At 51.6% G+C, this 18,799-nt stretch carries 16 protein-coding genes; 8 read left to right on the forward strand and 8 right to left on the reverse strand.

The annotated features are described in order from the left end of the window. Positions 1–10: 10 nt before the first annotated feature. The 4 genes from ACTRWH_RS14170 to ACTRWH_RS14185 all read right to left on the reverse strand — a co-directional run bounded on the left by ACTRWH_RS14170 (position 11) and on the right by ACTRWH_RS14185 (position 7,185). Complete coding sequence (locus ACTRWH_RS14170) at positions 11–3,118, reverse strand: efflux RND transporter permease subunit (protein ID WP_228210866.1); 3,108 nt, start codon at positions 3,116–3,118, stop codon at positions 11–13. A gap of 14 nt (positions 3,119–3,132) precedes the next feature. After that, positions 3,133–4,317: an efflux RND transporter periplasmic adaptor subunit gene (locus tag ACTRWH_RS14175; RefSeq protein ID WP_228210865.1), complete on the reverse strand. Its 1,185-nt coding sequence runs from the start codon at positions 4,315–4,317 to the stop codon at positions 3,133–3,135. 49 nt (positions 4,318–4,366) lie between these two features. Further along, a complete protein-coding gene (locus ACTRWH_RS14180; RefSeq protein WP_228210864.1) occupies positions 4,367–5,668 on the reverse strand; it encodes a TolC family protein in 1,302 nt (433 codons plus the stop codon). A 290-nt stretch (positions 5,669–5,958) separates the two neighbouring features. Then, the gene (locus ACTRWH_RS14185; RefSeq protein ID WP_462826528.1) at positions 5,959–7,185 is read right to left on the reverse strand and encodes a DcaP family trimeric outer membrane transporter; all 1,227 of its coding nucleotides are present in this window, start codon (positions 7,183–7,185) and stop codon (positions 5,959–5,961) included. Positions 7,186–7,544: 359 nt separating this feature from the next. Between ACTRWH_RS14185 and ACTRWH_RS14190 the strand changes: the two genes are divergently transcribed. Beyond that, positions 7,545–7,841 carry a hypothetical protein gene (locus tag ACTRWH_RS14190; RefSeq protein ID WP_228210862.1) on the forward strand — a complete coding sequence of 99 codons (297 nt, stop codon included), beginning with the start codon at positions 7,545–7,547 and terminating at the stop codon, positions 7,839–7,841. 186 nt (positions 7,842–8,027) lie between these two features. Next, positions 8,028–9,341, forward strand: a complete 1,314-nt coding sequence (locus tag ACTRWH_RS14195; protein WP_228210861.1) for an ATP-binding protein — start codon at positions 8,028–8,030, stop codon at positions 9,339–9,341. A gap of 30 nt (positions 9,342–9,371) precedes the next feature. On the opposite strand, the gene ACTRWH_RS14200 is transcribed toward ACTRWH_RS14195, so the two are convergent. The 4 genes from ACTRWH_RS14200 to ACTRWH_RS14215 form a co-directional block, all read right to left on the reverse strand. Continuing rightward, entirely contained in the window at positions 9,372–10,910 is a 1,539-nt protein-coding gene (locus tag ACTRWH_RS14200) for a hypothetical protein (protein WP_228210860.1), read from the reverse strand. A 73-nt stretch (positions 10,911–10,983) separates the two neighbouring features. After that, positions 10,984–12,390, reverse strand: coding sequence for a hypothetical protein (locus ACTRWH_RS14205; RefSeq protein ID WP_228210859.1), 1,407 nt, complete (start codon positions 12,388–12,390; stop codon positions 10,984–10,986). A 248-nt stretch (positions 12,391–12,638) separates the two neighbouring features. After that, positions 12,639–13,628, reverse strand: a complete 990-nt coding sequence (locus tag ACTRWH_RS14210) for a porin (protein ID WP_226909893.1) — start codon at positions 13,626–13,628, stop codon at positions 12,639–12,641. 145 nt (positions 13,629–13,773) lie between these two features. Continuing rightward, on the reverse strand, positions 13,774–14,121 hold the full coding sequence (locus ACTRWH_RS14215; protein ID WP_228210858.1) for a hypothetical protein: 348 nt from the start codon (positions 14,119–14,121) through the stop codon (positions 13,774–13,776). Between the two features lie 183 nt (positions 14,122–14,304). Between ACTRWH_RS14215 and ACTRWH_RS14220 the strand changes: the two genes are divergently transcribed. From ACTRWH_RS14220 to ACTRWH_RS14245, 6 genes are all read left to right on the forward strand, one after another. Then, positions 14,305–15,201 (forward strand): cation efflux transmembrane domain-containing protein, encoded by an 897-nt coding sequence (locus ACTRWH_RS14220; RefSeq protein WP_228210857.1) that lies wholly within the window; start codon positions 14,305–14,307, stop codon positions 15,199–15,201. A gap of 4 nt (positions 15,202–15,205) precedes the next feature. After that, positions 15,206–15,742, forward strand: coding sequence for a signal peptidase II (lspA, locus tag ACTRWH_RS14225; RefSeq protein WP_228210856.1), 537 nt, complete (start codon positions 15,206–15,208; stop codon positions 15,740–15,742). 12 nt (positions 15,743–15,754) lie between these two features. After that, a complete protein-coding gene (locus tag ACTRWH_RS14230; protein ID WP_228210855.1) occupies positions 15,755–16,105 on the forward strand; it encodes a DUF3703 domain-containing protein in 351 nt (116 codons plus the stop codon). 101 nt (positions 16,106–16,206) lie between these two features. Beyond that, positions 16,207–17,106 carry a cation diffusion facilitator family transporter gene (locus ACTRWH_RS14235; protein WP_228210854.1) on the forward strand — a complete coding sequence of 300 codons (900 nt, stop codon included), beginning with the start codon at positions 16,207–16,209 and terminating at the stop codon, positions 17,104–17,106. Between the two features lie 35 nt (positions 17,107–17,141). Beyond that, positions 17,142–18,101, forward strand: coding sequence for an arsenic resistance protein (locus ACTRWH_RS14240; protein ID WP_228210853.1), 960 nt, complete (start codon positions 17,142–17,144; stop codon positions 18,099–18,101). Between the two features lie 46 nt (positions 18,102–18,147). Next, positions 18,148–18,786: a DsbA family protein gene (locus ACTRWH_RS14245; protein WP_228210852.1), complete on the forward strand. Its 639-nt coding sequence runs from the start codon at positions 18,148–18,150 to the stop codon at positions 18,784–18,786. Positions 18,787–18,799: the final 13 nt, after the last annotated feature.

Raw genomic sequence — 18,799 nt, forward strand, 5'->3', positions numbered from 1 at the left:
CTCCTGACTATCAGACTTCAACGTCACGACGTTCGGATGCAAACCACTGATACACGCTGGGCAACACTACCAACGTCAGCAGCGTTGACGTGATCAGACCGCCAACCACAACCGTTGCCAGTGGCCGTTGGACATTAGAGCCAATGCCATCTGCCAGCAGCAGGGGAATCAGCCCCAGAATAGCCACAGAGGCTGTCATCAGAACCGGCCGCAAACGGCGTTGAGCGCCCAGCTTGACTGCTTCAATGACTTCGTAGCCTTCGTCCCGCAACTGATTGATGTAGCTCACCATTACCACACCGTTCAGTACGGCTACGCCAAACACCGCAATGAACCCCACAGCAGCGGGCACGGAGAGGTAAAGCCCCGTCACAAACAACGCGACAATGCCACCAGTAACCGCAAAGGGCACATTCATGAAGATCAGCGCCGCATAGCGAAGACTACTGAATGCAGAAAAGAGAAGCAGGAAAATAAGCGCCAGAGTAATGGGCACAACGATCGCTAGCCGCGCCATGGCCCTTTCCTGGTTCTCAAACTGACCGCCGAACTCCACGAAATACCCCGGCGGCATATCCACTTGCTCCTCAATCCGCTTGCGCAAATCCTGAACAACACCGCCCATATCGCGACCACGCACGTTCATCTGCACGTACTGACGGCGACTGGCATTGGAGCGTGAAATTTTCTTGGGGCCTGCGTACATTTCAACATCGGCCACCCGTGAAAGCGGGATAAGCTCGCCACTGTTGCCCCTGAGGGGAAGCTTTCTGATTTCATCGATGGACCCGCGATAGGACTCTTGCAGCCGGGCGAAAATCTCAAATCGACGGACACCGTCGAAGACCAGCCCGGCGCCTTTACCACCTATACCGGTTTCAACCGTACTCATCAGGTTATCGACGCTGATGCCGAACTGCGCCAGCACTTCACGGTCGGGGCGAATAACGATCTGTTTTTTACCCGCACTCTGCTGAGCGCGGACGTCCGTTGCACCCGGCACCTCTTGCGCCAGTGCCGCCACTTCCCTGCCGATCCGGCCCAACTCGTCCAGGTCGTCGCCGAAAATGCTGGCAACCAGTTGCGCCTGAACGCCTGACAGGAGTTCGTCGGTTCTGAGCTGAATCGGTTGGGACAGATTGTTGGCAAGCCCGGGAACCCGCTCATCCAAAGCATCCGCAATCCTGCTTTGGAGATCCTCGTAGCTCACGTCCTCTCGCCACTGATCCAGGGGCTTCAGATTGACAAGCGTCGCAACAACGTTCACAGGTTCAGGATCACCACCGACCTCGGCACGACCGATCCTGGCATAGGTGCCGGTGACCTCTGGAAATTCGTCTACAACGGACTGAATCCTTTTGCCATATTTGATGGCGGATTCAAGACTGGCTCCAGGAGGCAGTGTCGATCGAATCTGGAACGTGCCTTCCCTGAGCGTGGGCACGAATTCGCTCCCGAGATAGGGAAACAGCAGAAGACTGCCGGCAAAAGCAATGACGGCAACGCCCATCACAATCTTAGGGGCTTTGACGACAGTATTCACTACCGGCTTGTATAGCCGGTTCAGGAACAGAACCAGCTTCGGCTCTTTGTGACGCCCGCCCATCTTGAATGACAGGGAGGCCAGAACAGGCACCAACGTCAACGCGAGTAACAGCGCACCGACCAACGCAAAGCTGATGGTGTAGGCCATGGGCGAAAACAGCTTGCCCTCAACGCCCTGTAGCGTAAACAACGGAAGAAAAACGATGATAATAATGCCAATCGCAAACACGATCGGACGGGCCACTTCCCGGGCTGACTCACCTACAAGCCTCAGAACGCTGATCTTTTCATCGGATCGCTCCTCAAGGTGTCGGAAGATGTTCTCTATCATCACGACAGCGCCGTCCACCATCATGCCGATGCCGATAGCCAGCCCCCCCAGACTCATCAGGTTGGCCGACAGGCCCGACATGCGCATAGCAATGAACGCAAAGAGTACAGACAACGGCAACGTCGCCACCACGATCAGTGTGGAACGAATATTTCCTAGGAACAGATAGAGAAAAACCAGCACCAGAACCGAGCCTTCAAGCAGCGCTTTCTCGACAGTGCCTATAGCCTTGCCCACCAAGTCTGCCTGAGAGTAGTACGCTTCTATTTTCAGCCCTTCGGGAAGTGACTTGTTCAGATCATCGATTTTTGCATTGACGTCCTCAAGTACCTGACTGGTGTTGGTCCCGATCAACTTCATCACGTAGCCGCCCACGGATTCCTCACCTGAGGACACCTCTGCGCCACGACGAATTGCCGGTCCAAGGCCAACCTCCGCCACATCCTTGACGTAAATAGGAGATTCTCCCTCACTTTTGGACACAATGATGTTCCGGATATCTTTGATGCCTGCGGTACCGGAGTTGACCCAGCCGTAACCGCGGACAATGTACTCTTCACCTCCGCGAGTAATGAATGAGGCGCCGACGTTACGATTATTCTGGGTGAGGGCGCCGCGAACATCAGACACCGTCAGGTTCCTTGCCTGAAGCTTCTGCGCATCAATATTGACCTGGTACTGCTTTACCTCGCCGCCGATAGAAAGCACACCGGTTACGCCCGGCACGGTCCTGAGCTGGGGTTTGACAATCCAGTCCTGAATCGTGCGAATTTCCTGCAGGCTGTATTGCTCTTTATCCTCAGCTTCCAGGGAATACATCAGGATGCGCCCAAGACCGCTTGCGATGGGCCCGAGTTCAGGTTCCCCCATCCCTTCGGGAATCTGGCGCTTGGCCTCGGATAGCCGTTCGTTAACTAGCCGCCTGGCGAAGTAGATATCGGTGCCATCTTCGAAATAGATGGTCACCCGCGAAAGTCCGAAAATCGACGTGCTCTGCACTTTTTCTAACTTGGGAATACCATACATGCTGATCTCAACGGGATAGGAAATCAGCGTTTCGATATCAACCGGCGACAATCCAGGACTGGTAGTGAATACCTGAACCATGGTCGGTGTCGCGTCCGGAAACGCATCCACCGGCAGTTTTTGAAATGAAAATACGCCGGCAACGATCACGGCGATAGCAAAGACAAGCGTCATCAGACGATTGTTCAGCGCATAATTCACAATTGCGTTGATCATGCTCCCCCCGAGTATTAGTGTCCGTGAGCGGCGCTGCGGCCACTGGCGGTAATGGCCGACATCAGATCAAAAGCGCCCACTGAGACCACTTCCGTGTTTGCGCTGATGCCGGACTTAATTTCTATCCAGTCGTTAGCCTCCTTGCCAAGAGTGACTGGAACCGCCTTGTAGGCTCCCCCTTCATTACCCGGAACAAATACAACGGACTCGTCATCGATGGTTTGCACGGCATCGTGTGGAACTAGGGGCAGTGATGCCGCCGATTGAGTCATGACTCTCGCTTTGGCATAGGTATTTGGACGAAGGTCGCCGTTGGGGGATTCGAGTACAACGCGAACCGGAATGGTGCGGGTTTCCTCATCAAGCTCATTTGAGATCCAGGACACTTCCCCGGTGTGAAAGCGGTCTGCAACCGACTTTGAGAAGACCTGAACTTCATCTCCGACGGATACCCTGCCAATGTCAGTTTCGGCAACTTGCAACATCACCCACACCACAGAGGTATCAGCTACGGTAAAAGGCGTATCTGAAGAGCTTAAGGTTTGGCCCAACCGGGCATCCATGCGCTCAATGCGACCTTGGATAGGAGAACGGAGCTCGTACTGTGCGAGACTGCTATCTGCGCCTGACGAATCACTGCCAAAAACCGCCAGTTGCTCACGAATCGAATCGTACTCCGCTGTAATCTCAAGATAAGCGGCCTTGGCGTCCAAGAACTCTTCTTCGCTGGTGAAGCTTTCACTCCGCAATTGCTTTTCTCGCTGATACTCCGCAGTCGCGGCTTCTTTCCGAGCTTTCAACGAGTTCAGGCGGGAACGAATGCGGGCCAACTCAACGCTGTTCAACGCGGCCAACAACTGGCCTTTTTCAACCTGGTCCCCCAGATCAACAGCCAGTCTCGTAAGCTTTCCCTGCAATAGCGGCCCTACCTCAGCGACGCGATCCGGAACATAGCGAACTTCAGCTGGCGCAGTAACGATATTGTCAGCACGGCCTCGGGGCACCGTTACAGTCTGCACGGAGAGCAACTCCCTCTGCTCTGGGGTCAGATGAACTTCGCGGGCCTCACTGCCTTCAGACGCGTGCCCGGCCTCTCCCTTTTGGTGCTGCCCTCCTTCGGCTTCTTCGGCGCCGTACGCCAGTGGCTGATAGACCAGAAAACTGATCGCGACAAACAATATCTGCATATTTCGAATCATCTAAACACCTTCGACGTAAAAGAATCTTCAACCATTAATTTTCTTGTCATCAGGAACCGGATGACATTGAAAGGGCACCACCGGTGCTCACTTCCAAGGCCCGGACGGCGTCGATATAGTCGTGTTGCACTTGGACGTATTCCTGCCTCACCGATAAAAGATTGTCCTGGGCGGCCAGGACATCGGAAGCATCGACTTTTCCCGCTTGAAGGGCTTTCTGCATCAGTTCCAGCGTTTCCTCCGAACGCTCGAGAATCGACTCGTTCATCTGGCGCAATCTGTGCGCGGCGGATTCGTACTGGGCCACAGCGGATACGACCTGGCGCTCAGTCGCCAAACGCAGCGCCTCAGCCTCAAGCTCGGAGATTCTTAACTGAGCCGAAGCCTCCCTTTTTTCACCGGAGTAATCATGAAACACGGTCAGAGGCATCGACACACCTGCACCAAAAAGGTTGGATCTTTCCTCCCGCTCGTAGAATCCGAACACTTTCAGGTTCGGAGTCGTTAGACTCTTGGCCAGTTTCAAACTGGACTCATTCGCAGCAATTCTGGCGGCTGCCGCTTTCAGATCCCCTCTCTGGCGCTGAGCCGTCGCGACAAGCCGATTAGTTGGTGGCAAGTTGGCACGAGCTACATTAAGTTCTCCCGCGACCCCTACCGCATCGGAGGGGGACACCCCAAGAACTTCCGTCAGGTCAATTTTTGACTGCCTAAGCTTTTGCGCCGCTTCGGCCTTTTGGTTCTTAGCTCTTGCCAAGCCAATGACGGCGGTATTGAGCTCAATCCTGGTCTGCTTGCCCCGCTCAACGGACACCTCAACCAGCTCTTTGGTTCGCTGCATCAGCTCAACGGTGCGGGTTGCGGTTTCCAGCTCTTTCTGAGCAAGCAGTATCTTGAAGTAGGCTGACCGCACTCGGGCCTTGGTCGCCACCTTCAGGTATTCAAGTTCCTGCTGTTGAGAAGTGAGAGTGCTCTGAGCACGCGACTGACCGAGATCGCCCCGATTGCCCATCCAGACTTCCTGAGTAACCCGAACCTCGTAATTCAGTGACTGATCCGCCTGATCTGGATTGTCACGGCCACTCAGCTCAAGCTCGGGGTTGCTGGGCGCCCAGCGGCTGGCATGATCGAGCTCAGCCTCTTGCATGGACACCGCAGCCCTCCTCAAAGCCAACACCGGGCTATTCTCAAATGCCATTACCATTGCCTCTCTCAAGGAGACAGCCTGGCTGGCCTTGGCTCGTTGGTACTCCTTGAGTGAAACGCTCTCCCCGGCCGTGGCCGCCGCCGAAGGCATGACGTTCAAGACTCCGGGTACTATCAGCACCCACAACAACAGTCGTTTGTTCATTCAATATCATCCTGGCTATTTGACTGAGATACATGAATCAGCGTTTTCGCCGTAAATGCCAGGACGACCCTACAGACAGACCTTTAAATCAGTCTGAATTCGGCGCCATCAAACCTAAACTCGTACGGAGTTCAACGAAACTATGGCGGGGTATACGCCAAAAAGAGGTGAAAGAAAGAGACAAAAGAGGAGGGCATCGTCCAGCGCATGGGAGGGAGCGCAGATAAAAAACGACGGGCCTATTTCAGCCCGTCGTTGGGTCCAATTATGTGAAGCAACACTATGAACGATTAAAAATCGAACTGCGCAGCCAGTTGCAGGCGAGTGTTATCAGCAGATTCGCCATTGGCCAACTCTTTGTCTGCGAAGGAAAGCTCCAATCCCAGCGTTACCGGGTCAGCAACTTTGTAGAAGTTGCTGAAGTGAACGCTTTGCAGGGTTTCAAAGGAGTTTGGGAACAGATCTGCTGGCTGATCGCCCTCTACCCGCCCATAGGACAGACCAGAGGAGAACTTCGGCGTCCACTGCTGACTGATAGCAACGTTGGCACCGTATGCCTCAATGGTTTCAAGATCGCCGTTGGCGTCGATGTATGCTTCACCAATACCAGTGCGGCCAGCGCTGCTGTCGTTATTGCTGAAGGAACTGTAGATGTAACGACCCACGCCGTCACCAAAGATCGCCCCTGCCATGACCGTGGTGGCGTCGGTCAGGTTTAGCCGACCAGCGATCAAAACGCCATAACCAAAGGCGTTATCGTCGCCCGTAGCAGCTGCAGAGTCAGTCTGAAGCGAACGTGCCAGACCGGCAACTTCAATGCCACCAGCACTGCCGGCCCACTTGTACTTGGCAGTCAGATCCGGCGCATTATCGCGGGAGCCGTCAAAACCCGTTGTTTCCGGATTCTCAGCAGAAACGGAAAAATTAGCACCGCCGCCAAGAGGCATGGTGTAGCGCAACTGTGCCTGACGAATAAAAGAAACACCTACTGGACCGTCGAAATCAACCGTGGACGGATAGGCGGTAAATTGCATGAAGTTACTCCAGGTTTGACCGGCGAGCAGGCCGTTCAGCTCACCATAGGCGTGACGAAGACGCAGCCCTCTGGAGTTGGAGAAAATTTCATTACCGCCACCACCGTAGAAGTCACCTTCAACGGTCGTTTTGACATCACCCACTTCGGTTGGCGTGGTTGTCTTAATCCGAACCCGTGATTGTCGAGCATGGGCTCGGAATGAAGGGTCGCTATCGCTATTAGCAGTATCAAGGCCTGCTACGAACAGGCTGTCACCCATGTCCTGATCAAAATCATAGATCATGTCCAGCTTGACATAGCCACCGATTGTTACAGTGGTGTTAGTGCCAGGCACCATCCAACCTTCCGACCCCTTACTTTCCGCCATGTCATCCAATTGGCGCTGCAAATCATTAATCTGTGTCTGAAGTTCAGTTGCAGATTGCGCATGAACAGACGGGGCCAGCAGACCCGTAACCGCAAGCGCTAGTGTTGCTCTCATCGCTAACCTGAGTTTATTAGTTTGCATTGTAAATCAGTCTCCATGAGCTTTCGTTGTATGTCATCTGACCGGTACTTGGCCCTGAACAAACAGACAGCTAATGCGCTTCAGTTGTCGGCCACTACCGGTAAGTGGTTCATTGATCTCGCACTTTCCGCCAGAACAACGACTCGCCATTGATAGCAGATGAACTTGAAACGAAATTGAAAAAGAGCCCCCTTAATACCTTTGTATTAACGCCCCATCGCAACCGCTCTTATAACTGTGCCCTTTTCATCATCTAATTTTATTTTTTCAAGCTGAGTTAAAGTTCATCTGTTTCCATCGGGATGCAGACCATTCAACTTAAAGGTGACTCTATGAGAAAACATCTCTTGCTCACATCTCTAGCATTAACCTTGGCGGCAGGAAGTCTCCATGCCTCTGAGGCCAATGACGGCAGCCTGGCACAAAACATGCTCTCCGAAAGCAGCGTTCAGGACATGAAGAGACAGCATAGGGTAATGACTCAGGCAGCCTTATCTAAAGTAGGCATGGAAGCTCGCCGAAAATTGATGCAATCGAATAAAGACGACATTTATCACGAGATGATAAAGTCGGGCGATATTAATCTATCTAAATCAGACCAATTCTCAAAAGATCAGCTTACTCATTAGAAATAATGTCGCACCAATAGCTTTTTCGATTGAATAATAGAAACTTGTCGATACACGACATTCTAAAACCAGTTGCATCGTGAATGGTCTCCACCATTCCGTCTTGCCGCACTACTTTTGTAGTGCGGCTTTTTTAGGCCTAGATTTAGTCGATAACAAATTCTAACCACCTGCTTGGCAGACAACATGCCCAGAAAACAACAACGCCCTTCAATAAAACGGAAACTGCTTACTTTTCTGACACTAACGGGTTTCGCGTGTACCGGGCTAATATTCTTCTCACACACCCTTTTAATCGACTATATCCATGACGAGCTTCACAGGCAGCAGCTAGAGGCTGCAGCTAACCGACTCTCAAAGATGCTAACAAATGATAAAGAAGAAATTACAAAATCCTCTCTCAGAAATTTTTCATTGTCTCAATATTCTGTTCACATCGAAGACAGTCAAGGTCGGAGTTTTACAAGCGAGAACATTAAACCGAAATTACAGGTGGTAGAATCGTTCAAAAAGCCTGGAATTTTTCACATATCGGATGATGATCGCTCAATCCTTGGCTACTACAAAATATTTAATAACAGACAAGATAAACTAAGCGTTACTATAATTGAAAAAAGCTCCTACTCCCCAAACACGCTTGACAAAATTCACATTCTTATATGGATAATATCTTTTGCAATTCTCGTTACGATATCAATGATCATATTTATTGGGGTAACTATCGCACTAAAACCCTTAAAAATGATGAGTTCCCAATTAACGTCGCTTAAAAAGGGTGAGCGTAATAGACTGGATGAGAACGTACCTGAAGAATTCAATGAACTTGTCAAACATCTTAATCGTCTATTAGAGTCGTACGACAAAAAACTTACCCGTTCACGCCACCTAGCCGCAGATATTTCTCATAGCTTAAAAACCCCCCTTGCCGTCATAAACTCCATGATCAATGACGAAGCCATTCCCACCACAATCGCGAGTCAAATTAAGTCTCAACTGTCTGAAATGCACGAGCTGATCGACACTCAAATGAGAAAAACCGAAATGTCCGGTCAGTACATTGGAAAGGCGACACCGATCATTGAGAGAACTCTGGCACTGGTGGACGTAGTCAGTCGAATCTATCCTTACAAACAGATCCATCTTCAAGAAACATTACCCAGAGAGCTTGTCTGGCCAATTGATGAGCGTGATTTTAATGAGATCTTGGGTAATGTGCTTGATAACGCAAGCAAATGGTGCTCTCAGGAAGTTCATCTACACTTGAAACTTCACGATGACACTTTGACCATTCTTGTTGAAGATGACGGCCCCGGAGTAGCGTCACACCAACTCGCCGATCTTACCAGGCGCCAGAAAAGACTGGACGAAAAAACCCCTGGCTATGGCCTTGGCCTATCAATCGTTGAGGAAATCATCAATGACTACGGTGGCGCCATGCATTTTTCTATATCACCCAAAGGTGGTCTTCGGGTTCTAATCGAGCTTCCCAGAAGCATTTGACGACTACAAGGGCAACTTATCCAGCTTTAGTCAGCGACCAGTAGGCATAGCAGCCCGATACACCAACGTCTCAACGTCAAAACTGTCACTTTGAACTGAGTTTTCATCCGGCGACATAAAGAATAACTCTGTATTGCCTGATACGGGGGACACCGGAGCCGACGTTAGAAGACTTGTTGACTGCGTTTTAGGAGATTTCCCGGATCTCAGCGTCAACCAATCAACTCGAGTATCATAAACACCTATCATATCTTCGGCTGCACTGGATTCCTGTGGAATCCCGATATTAACTGCGTCCCCACCGGAGCGTACGAGCAGGTTCGGCAAAAATAGTGTTTGCCTCGGACTAAACACCAACTCAGGCGACACGTCGTAAGTCATACTCGTGCCTGACACCCGGTTTCCAATCTCATAGTCCAGATGTGGGCCCTCAGTGCCAGCAGGGAAAAATGAAACCTTCCCTTGGGAGACGGTCACCATATTCAAAGGTCCCGGTTTGTTCTGAACAACGGCACCGATTACCCGAAACACCGGCGTGTATCGGCTTAACTTTTCATGATCGGCCTTATCAAGGTCAGGCCCGTTCGGTGAGATTAATATCTCATAAACCTCTGAACCAAACCCCTGCTCTGAGTAGAAAGACTGCCCGAGAATAGTTTCCCGGCGACCGTCAGCGTCCAAATCCTGCAATCCCAAAATTAAGGGAATGAAACCGATGGCTTCGGCCTCCCCCTCGGCCAACTGGATCAAAGAACTTGAAACACTACGGCCATTCCACTGATTTAAAATGAGGTAATATGAGTTCTCTGAAACGTACCAGTCCATTCGGATAACTTTCTCCCGACGGGGCACCTCAATGGACGCCAGGCTCTGAACAGCCCCGCTGGAATCAACAAGGAAAAAGCTGAGTTTGTTTCCATGCTCCGCCGCAAAATAGTAATCGCTGCCAGAACGAAACGCGGACAACGACTTTGCGTTGATGGGCAGTCTGGCAAATGGAGACGCTAAAACCTCCTCCTCAACTGAACCTACCCGACGTTCTTCATCATCGGTCTGTACGATGCCGACCAACCAGGTGTTATTGTAGGTCGCAACGGCTTGACCTCTCCCGGTAACTTGAAAGCGCACCAATGGCACATCGTTTGACGCCTCTGGCTCGTCCCGCCACAAAAGATCAGGAAATCGGGCTTTCAACGCCGGCGTTACCGCCCTGGGGTCGCCGGCTCTGTCAGTAAACACCGCCGGGATACCGTAAAAGCGTTTCGCTACAGCTCCAACGGAGGGCATCGTTCCAAACAGCACTTTCCCTACTGCTTGATCCTTTCCGATACTCTCGATACCGATGACTGAAGGATTTTGTTCCGGGATGCCTGCATTATCAGGCTCCCGCAACACAACAAATAAATCACCCACCTCAGCAGTGGCATCGTCAACTGTGAGGGAAAGCACTTTTTGATCACGATCTACCTGAGTGACCTTTGCCTTTGCGGGATGCTCACGCTCAACCGCCTGTACCGCACCAGCTAGTAGTAGCATCAGGAACACAAATACTGCAGAACGAGTCATCATAGGAAAAAGTCACTTAATGCGGATTCATTTCGTATAACAAAAGCGGGGTGGCGCTCCCACCACCCCGCTTTTGTTAGAACTTGTACCTTACCCGACCAGCAACATGAACAATGTCCTGATCGCTTTTGCCGTCCTGTAAGGCAGTTTCCTCCAGCGCATCCATGGCATCGCCTGATGCCAGGTATGCAGCTTCTGCCGACAGCTCAAGCGAAGGGTATGGGAGGTACGAGACCTTGGAGCCAAATTCCAGTCCGAGATCTTTTGAGGACGATCCATCGGCAAGTGCAATGTCCTCAGCCAAGCGGTTGTAGACAATCATTCCGCTGACCGTAATATTGGCCGCTACTTTATGATCGAGCTGTAGCTTGTTCATGAAATACCCTTTGTCGAGGATATAGGGCGTTTCGGCGAAGTAGTCATCGCTCGTCATGTTTTCCTGAAAAATCATACTGTCGCTGAAGTCGACATCCGTGGCGATGAAGGCGTCGAAGTCCGCGTCTTGCTCATTGCCATCGCCCGATGCGTAGAGCACGGTGTACGTCAGTTGGTTTGGTCCAAATTGCAGCCCGAGCTCGCCGCGTCCCAGAAAGGTCGAAAGGTCATAGTTCGTATTGGGATTCCTAGCACCATTCAATGGGACGAAATTTACACCTTCTATTGTTCCGCTTTGGCCAATCACCGTACCCTTCACGAACATGCGGCCTAGCGACGTCTCCTGACCATAATCCATCTCCACCCCAAAGCTGGAAACGGAATATTTGGAGTTATCAGCGATACTCTTCAGTTCATACTCCCTGCTATTTACCGTACCTACTCCCTCAGCAATTTGATCATTCATCTGATAGAGATAGAATAGGCCCGCGCTCAGGTTCGGTGAGTAACGCTTGTTCAGGTTGATCGCGAAGTTGTCCGCGCCATCCCAGCCTTCGTCCTGTTCTGAGTCGACGCCGCTCTCATTGGAAGAGTCACCTCGCCCCCATAACAACTGATAGTCAAATCCAGAGCCCAGTGAGCCTTTCCAAACAGCGGCTGTGGCGGTTTCAGTCCAGACATGTCGGTTCACTGACACTGGCTGCAAGCCCAGCGATACGCGCTGGGCTAGCGTGTTGGGCACCAAGAAATCCACATAAGCCCACCGTGTTTCGATGTTCACACCATCACCGGAATAGTCGCCACCCGCCCCCTCACCGTAGCGGATGCCACCAATCTCCGTCGCGAATACACCGGTAACTTTCTTGTCGTCGGAAGTTGCCTTCGCCCAGAAGCGATATTTGACCTCGCCGAAGCTCTCGGTCGGCTCGTCATCTTTCAGCGTACCGCCACCTGAGTTACCACCAGAAAACCAGTCTCTTTGATTGGTGTAAGCCTGAAAGCGGTTATCCATATCACCGTGGAATTCAATCTCCGCTGCCGTCGCGGCCCAACTTCCCGACAGTGTTGTCATCCCTGCAATCGCAGTGGCCAGAATGTTGCGTTTCAATGTAATCCCCTCCAGTTTCTTTCTTGATTGTTTGTGATATCCGATTCGTACGGATCGTGGCGTAAATCTTAAAACCAGCTAGAACAACGGACTAAAGGTCAAAAAAAAGGCGGGAATGAAGCATTCCCGCCATTAAATAACCTTAGTTAACTCGCAAGTAGGTTCTCACACGAACCTTAAATGAACTTGAAATCCGGAAAAGATTTCAGATACGTCGGTCTCCCTGTATTCAGCGATCACGCTCGACCCTACATGGAAAACTTATGCTCGAAGCCCACACCAAATGTGGAGTCCTCAGAGTCAGCCAAGTCCGCCTCCACCTGAGACACGTAAGCATAAACCTTACTCTTGCTAGCCAGTTTATAATCGAGCCCCAAGGCCAGCAGGGTTAGCTCCTCGTTTGTTGTCTCGGCTTCTGTCAGTCCGTACTGCGCCTTGATCTTCCAACGCTCAAGGTTAACGGCACCGCCAACCAGATAAGACGTATCTTCTCCAGGGCCATCGCTTTCTTCTGCCAACTGGTAAACTGCGCCGATCTCGAAGTTGCTTAATCGGACCTTCCCTACGGTTCGCAGGATATTGAGACGACTATCGCCACTTGAATCGGCTTCCAGTGAATCTTCGATATCAGAATCGTAGGCAATACTGCCGTAGAAATGGTCGTTCTCAAACGTAAAAGAGCTGGAAACTGCATCCGCAGGTCCGTCGTTCTCTGCCCCAGCTGACTGCTCTTCACCCGGGATGACGGCAACACTAACGCCCACAGCATCAAACAGACGTGGAGAACTGTATTGAACAATGTTGCTGGTCCGATTTTCACCAGCCATGATATTTTTTATATCCGCCTGTAGGTCGTTGAACTGGTCAACCTTGCCCTGCGCTGACTTTAAAGGTGTATCAAATTTTCCCGCAATCAGTGCACCAAGGTTCGCCTGCTTGAAGCCACCGTAAATATTACGCTGCGAGAAAGTCTGGCCATCCTTATCTCCATCATCAATCGATATTTCAAATTCTGCCTTGTAGATCGCCTCCAAGCCTTCGAGGTCGGTATTGAGCGCCCCTTTTACCCCCAGACGGGACGCATTACTCTGGAGCTTCCAGGTATCGCTATTACCGTCGTCCTGGTTTTCATACGAAACATTGGCTTTGCCATACAGGATAGGACCTTCCGCCGCTAGTGCATTCATTGAAGTTACTGCAACCCCACCAAACACCAACATTGATAGACACTTTTTCATGAGCACCTCTTCAGATTAGATAGATTCAAAATGACACTTGAAGTCTTTCAAATGCTGAGTAGATGGTGCTTTGCACTTATTGCAGAGTTGTTACATTTTTAAATTTTTTCTTTGTATTTCAACAACCTAAAACAAAAACCTTTTATTATATCCTTTGACACTGAATTGAACTTGAATATAAGCGGCTGTCTTCGTACATCGCGTCGTGGGCACGGAAGCGCTTTCCGTCTGACGCCAGGTCATTCACTAAATTCTTCTGTTCGCTCCCTGTGGTGGCCCCCGCTAAACCGGACACCACCTTGTTAATTTGATGCCAGTTCTGCCCGGTATTCCCCGGGCGATCTAATTGTTCCGCCCGTTCACGCCCTTTTTCCAGCGACCGGCCTGCCAAGACAATGTTTCCGTCGATCCGTTGCCCCAAGAGTGTTGCAATAGCCGCCCCTGCAGCTCCGTGGCCACCAAGGATAAGTACGCTCTTGTTGCTCTGTCTCATCGTTGCTCAAACTCCTTTTTGACGTACTCCAGTTCAACCCTTCAGTTACTACAGGGTCAAACCGCAAGTCGTCGAATCGCGGTGGGTTCACCAGTGTCGTCAAAACTAACAACTTAACGTTGACCCTGTAGTGACTACAGGGTTTTAAATAACGGAACTTGTGCGAGAACCGGAGCCGCGAAAATGAGCAAACCCTGCGATGGACAGTGTGGCAGTGAAGATCCTGTCGTAAACAATGAGTTTCAGAGACCCGTCACCGCCGAAACAGGCAGTCAGCTCAGCACCTACAACGTGCCAAAAATGGATTGCCCTTCAGAAGAGCGAATGATTCGGATGGCGCTCACGGGCGTTTACAACATTCAGTCACTCTCATTCGACCTATCGAATCGAAAGCTGGAAATTATTCATCAGGGCGAAACAGGACCTATTACCAGCAAGCTGGAAACCCTGGGGCTGGGCGCTTCCTTGCAGAAGTCAGAAGAAGCCAGCCCTGAGTCCGTCAGGGCGGCTGAATCGTCTCATGCCAACGAGACTGAGGAATCCGGCACTTTATGGATACTGCTGGCAATCAACGGCCTGATGTTTCTGGTCGAGATGACGATGGGCCTGATCGCGCAGTCTGCTGGCCTAATTGCAGACTCGCTAGACATGCTTGCCGACGCTGCCGTCTACGGTCTTGCTCTTTACGCCGTTGGGCACGGCATCAAAATGCAGGTCAGAGCTGCGCATGTGGCTGGCATTCTCCAGCTTATCCTTGCCGTCGGTGTACTGGTTGAGGTTGGCAGGCGTTTTCTGTTCGGCAGTGATCCCCAGTCGTCAATGATGATGACCGTCGCCTCTGTTGCTCTCGTTGCCAACATCAGCTGCCTTCTTCTGATCGCAAAACACCGTGAAGGCGGTGCTCACATGAAAGCCAGCTGGATCTTTTCGGCCAATGATGTGGTTATCAATCTGGGAGTTATCCTTGCGGGGCTTCTTGTTGCCTGGACCGGTTCAAACTATCCGGATCTGGTTATTGGCGGCGTTGTGGGAGGCATTGTATTCATTGGTGCCAAGCGCATCCTTGCACTAAAAGGATAATTCGATGTCTGAACACCGTGCTAGTTTTTCTACGTTTATCTTTCTCGGCTTTTCCACACTGGTAGCGCTGGCCGACCAGCTTATTAAATGGCTCGTCCAGCAATCCATGGCTTACGGGCAATCGGTTGAGATCACTCCTTTCTTTAATTGGGTGCACGTATGGAATAAAGGCGCTGCCTTTAGTCTCTTCGCCGATGGCGGGGGCTGGCAGCGATATTTTTTTATTGCGATAGCCGTTGTCGTCTCGGCTGTTCTGGTCAAATTGATTCGGGACAGCCATAAGCGAACAGAAGCCCTGGCCTATGCGATGGTACTTGGCGGTGCATTCGGAAATGTCATCGACCGAGTTTTCCGAGGCTACGTTGTCGATTACCTGGATTTTCATTGGCAATCCTGGCACTGGCCGGCGTTCAATCTTGCCGACGTCTTCATAGTCCTGGGCGTGATCATGATTTCGGCCACTAGCTTTAGAACCCAAAAAAGTCCCGACGAACAAGTGGAAGACTCGCGCTCAAAAACGGGCAACTACGGAAGGGAGTAGGAGGAGGAATCAATGCACAGTGAATTGAAACGCTTCTTTCGTGCGGAACTTCAGGCTGCCCACGAGGCAGAAAAACGGGGCGATATCCAGTCTGCCTTCACCCATCTTGAACGCGCCCATATCCTCAGCCAGAAATACGCTCTGGCGCACGCCGCAACTCATATACGGATGCTCAAACTGGGTTGGCGGACGAGAGATGCTCGCGAAGTCGTTGGGCAGTTTACTCGAGCGATTGCTGCCTTACTCTTCTCCCGCATCTGGGTTCCGGCTGGGAACACAGGGCGCGCAAACGTCAGCGCATTCGCGCCCATGCCGTTACCTGAGGATTTAGCACGCGTACTAAAGGAAACCCACGAACGGTAGGTTTTCTCCCCAAGCAAGAGAAAAACCGACCGCAAATATTTGACCCTGTAGCTACTACAGGGCTCATAACTGTGTACAAATCCTTGTTGATAGAGGCAGACATGCACGACCACAGTCACGATCATAGCCATCATTTCGACACTCATAACCGCTCATTTGCGATTGCGGTCATACTCAATACGCTGTTTGTCGTCATCGAAGCGGTGTATGGGATTATTTCCGGCTCTCTGGCGCTGCTGGCCGACGCTGGCCACAACCTCAGCGATGTGATGGGTCTGATTCTGGCCTGGGTGGCCAGTTGGCTCGCCAGTAAAGCCGCAACATACGGCAAAACCTATGGTCTGAAGAAAACCACCATCCTGGCGGCACTTTTCAACGCCTTGATTCTGATCGCCGCTGTTGGTGGCATCACCTGGGAAGCTATTCAGCGCCTGACGGAGCCTGCTGATGTCGCTGGCTTGACGGTGGTGATCGTGGCTGGCATTGGTGTGTTGATCAACGGCGCCACCATGATGCTTTTCCTCAAAGGGCAAAAAGGTGACATCAATATCCGCGGCGCCTTTCTACATATGGCCGCAGATACTGCAGTGTCAGTGGGCGTGGTAATCTCCGGTACGGTACTGATGTTCACCAACCTGGCCTGGATTGACCCCATCGTCAGCCTCATTATTGCCGTTGTGATCTTTATGGGCACCTGGCAGTTGCTGAAAGATTCCGTAAAACTGGCCGTCGATGCTGTTCCCAAGGGCATTGATCCTTCGGCCGTCCACGAACGCCTGGAGAATTTACCGGGTGTTCAATCGGCCCATCACCTTCACATCTGGGCACTGAGTACCACTGAAAATGCACTAACCGTTCACTTGGTGAAACCGGACCCCGAGAGTGACGACCGGATCATCAGCGAGGCCGCTGACATGCTGAACGAGCACTTTGGCATCCAGCATACAACCATCCAATGGGAGCGCGGTGACGATCAATGCCCGAACACTAGCCACTGTTGAACGCTATATTTACCGCATCAAGAGCGCCTGCCCCCATGCGAGACTTAATTGAACGCCATCAGGTCTGGGCCTACCTCATCGCTGTTGTCCTCGGCCTTTTCATCGGTTGGAAGACTTCTCCCGGCGAGATTGTGCCCGACTACCTGATCTGGGCACTACTGGGGGTTCTGCTCTACGCCACGTTTACCCAAACACCATTGACTCACCTGTCTGACGTACTCCGGGACCGTCGGTTCATGGGTGCCTTGCTCACCGGCAATTTTCTGGTGATGCCGGCGATCATCGCCTTACTGATATTGGCACTGCCGGACAATGACGCGCTGAAGTTGGGAATGCTTCTGGTATTACTGATGCCCTGTACCGACTGGTTTGTCACTTTCACTCACCTGGGCAAGGGGGACAGCACGCGAGCCATTGCGGCAACACCGGTTCTGCTGATTGCTCAATTGGGTCTTCTTCCACTTTACCTCTGGCTTTTCCTGGGCAATCAGTTCGACGTGAATCTTGAGCTTGGACGACACCTCCTGCCGGCCTTTGTCGGGCTGATTATTGTCCCGCTTATCCTCGCATTTCTGACTGAAAAACGGGCCGAAAACTCCAGAAGAGTCACCGGGTTCATTCGCTTCATGGGCCTGATTCCGGTCCCTCTGCTTACAGTCGTACTTTTTATCATCACAATGACACAGGTCAGTCAGATCACCAGTACCGGCCCACTCATCTGGCCCTTGATGATTGTGTTCCCGACCTATCTTCTAGCCGCGGCTCTGGTTGGAAAGGCTCTGCGCTGGGTCTTTCGATTACCGGTGGAAACCGGTCGCACCGTCACCTTCAGCCTTGGAACACGCAACTCCTTCGTGGTTTTACCTTTGGCACTTTCAATGCCAGAGGCGTGGGCTGCGGCCGTTGTAGTGATTGTCGTGCAGTCCCTGGTGGAACTGTTTGGAATGATGCTTTATCTGCGGTGGGTGCCTAGTCGGCTGCTACCAAACACCTGAAAAGGTCTGACGCCAATTTAATCAAACTAAAATATGGAGATCTCACGTGCGAACCCGAACCCTGGTCATCAGTCTTGTTCTTATTTGTCTGGTTATCTTCGCGGCCGCTTTTGTTTATTACGATCGTTCTCAGGGTACTAATGAACCCGCCGTTGTTGAAAAAACGCCACTGGTGAGGGATTACTCCCCCATTGTCGGCCCTGAGGGCGCTCAGGTAACCATTGTCGAGTTCTTCGACCCATCCTGCGAAGGCTGTCGCGCCATGTACCCTTATGTGAAACAGATTATGGCGGCCTACCCAGACAAAGTGCGCCTGGTATTGCGCTACGTGCTGTTTCACAAAGGCTCGGAAGAGGCCGTCAGAATTCTGGAAACCGCCCGCGAACAGGGGATCTACGAGCCGGTGCTTGACGCTGTCATGGAAGCCCAGCCCCAGTGGCATGACGATCCCGATGTCACCGCAGCATGGGATGCGGCGGAGTCAGCCGGGCTGGATGTAGAAGCCGCTCGGGCCGGTATGACCTCGCCTGAAATAAACGGCATTATTCAACAGGATGCTGCGGACGTTAAAGCGGTTGGAATTTCCGGAACTCCAACATTCTACGTCAACGGAGAAAAGTTGAACCGGCTGGGCCCCCAGGAACTGTACGACCTGGTCACGTCCAAGGTAGAGTCATCGAAATAACAACACCAGAACC

It is taken from the genome of Marinobacter sp. G5_S1_61_S3 (assembly GCF_054968585.1).

Excerpts from the sequence above, each read along its gene's own strand:
- ACTRWH_RS14235 (WP_228210854.1), top strand. The coding sequence starts at position 16,207 with ATGCACGACCACAGTCACGATCATAGCCATCATTTCGACACTCATAAC.
- ACTRWH_RS14175 (WP_228210865.1), bottom strand. The coding sequence starts at position 4,317 with ATGATTCGAAATATGCAGATATTGTTTGTCGCGATCAGTTTTCTGGTC.
- ACTRWH_RS14180 (WP_228210864.1), bottom strand. The coding sequence starts at position 5,668 with ATGAACAAACGACTGTTGTTGTGGGTGCTGATAGTACCCGGAGTCTTG.
- ACTRWH_RS14195 (WP_228210861.1), top strand. The coding sequence starts at position 8,028 with ATGCCCAGAAAACAACAACGCCCTTCAATAAAACGGAAACTGCTTACT.
- ACTRWH_RS14230 (WP_228210855.1), top strand. The coding sequence starts at position 15,755 with ATGCACAGTGAATTGAAACGCTTCTTTCGTGCGGAACTTCAGGCTGCC.
- ACTRWH_RS14220 (WP_228210857.1), top strand. The coding sequence starts at position 14,305 with ATGAGCAAACCCTGCGATGGACAGTGTGGCAGTGAAGATCCTGTCGTA.
- ACTRWH_RS14200 (WP_228210860.1), bottom strand. The coding sequence starts at position 10,910 with ATGATGACTCGTTCTGCAGTATTTGTGTTCCTGATGCTACTACTAGCT.
- ACTRWH_RS14170 (WP_228210866.1), bottom strand. The coding sequence starts at position 3,118 with ATGATCAACGCAATTGTGAATTATGCGCTGAACAATCGTCTGATGACG.
- ACTRWH_RS14210 (WP_226909893.1), bottom strand. The coding sequence starts at position 13,628 with ATGAAAAAGTGTCTATCAATGTTGGTGTTTGGTGGGGTTGCAGTAACT.
- ACTRWH_RS14185 (WP_462826528.1), bottom strand. The coding sequence starts at position 7,185 with ATGAGAGCAACACTAGCGCTTGCGGTTACGGGTCTGCTGGCCCCGTCT.
- ACTRWH_RS14215 (WP_228210858.1), bottom strand. The coding sequence starts at position 14,121 with ATGAGACAGAGCAACAAGAGCGTACTTATCCTTGGTGGCCACGGAGCT.
- ACTRWH_RS14240 (WP_228210853.1), top strand. The coding sequence starts at position 17,142 with ATGCGAGACTTAATTGAACGCCATCAGGTCTGGGCCTACCTCATCGCT.
- ACTRWH_RS14190 (WP_228210862.1), top strand. The coding sequence starts at position 7,545 with ATGAGAAAACATCTCTTGCTCACATCTCTAGCATTAACCTTGGCGGCA.
- lspA (WP_228210856.1), top strand. The coding sequence starts at position 15,206 with ATGTCTGAACACCGTGCTAGTTTTTCTACGTTTATCTTTCTCGGCTTT.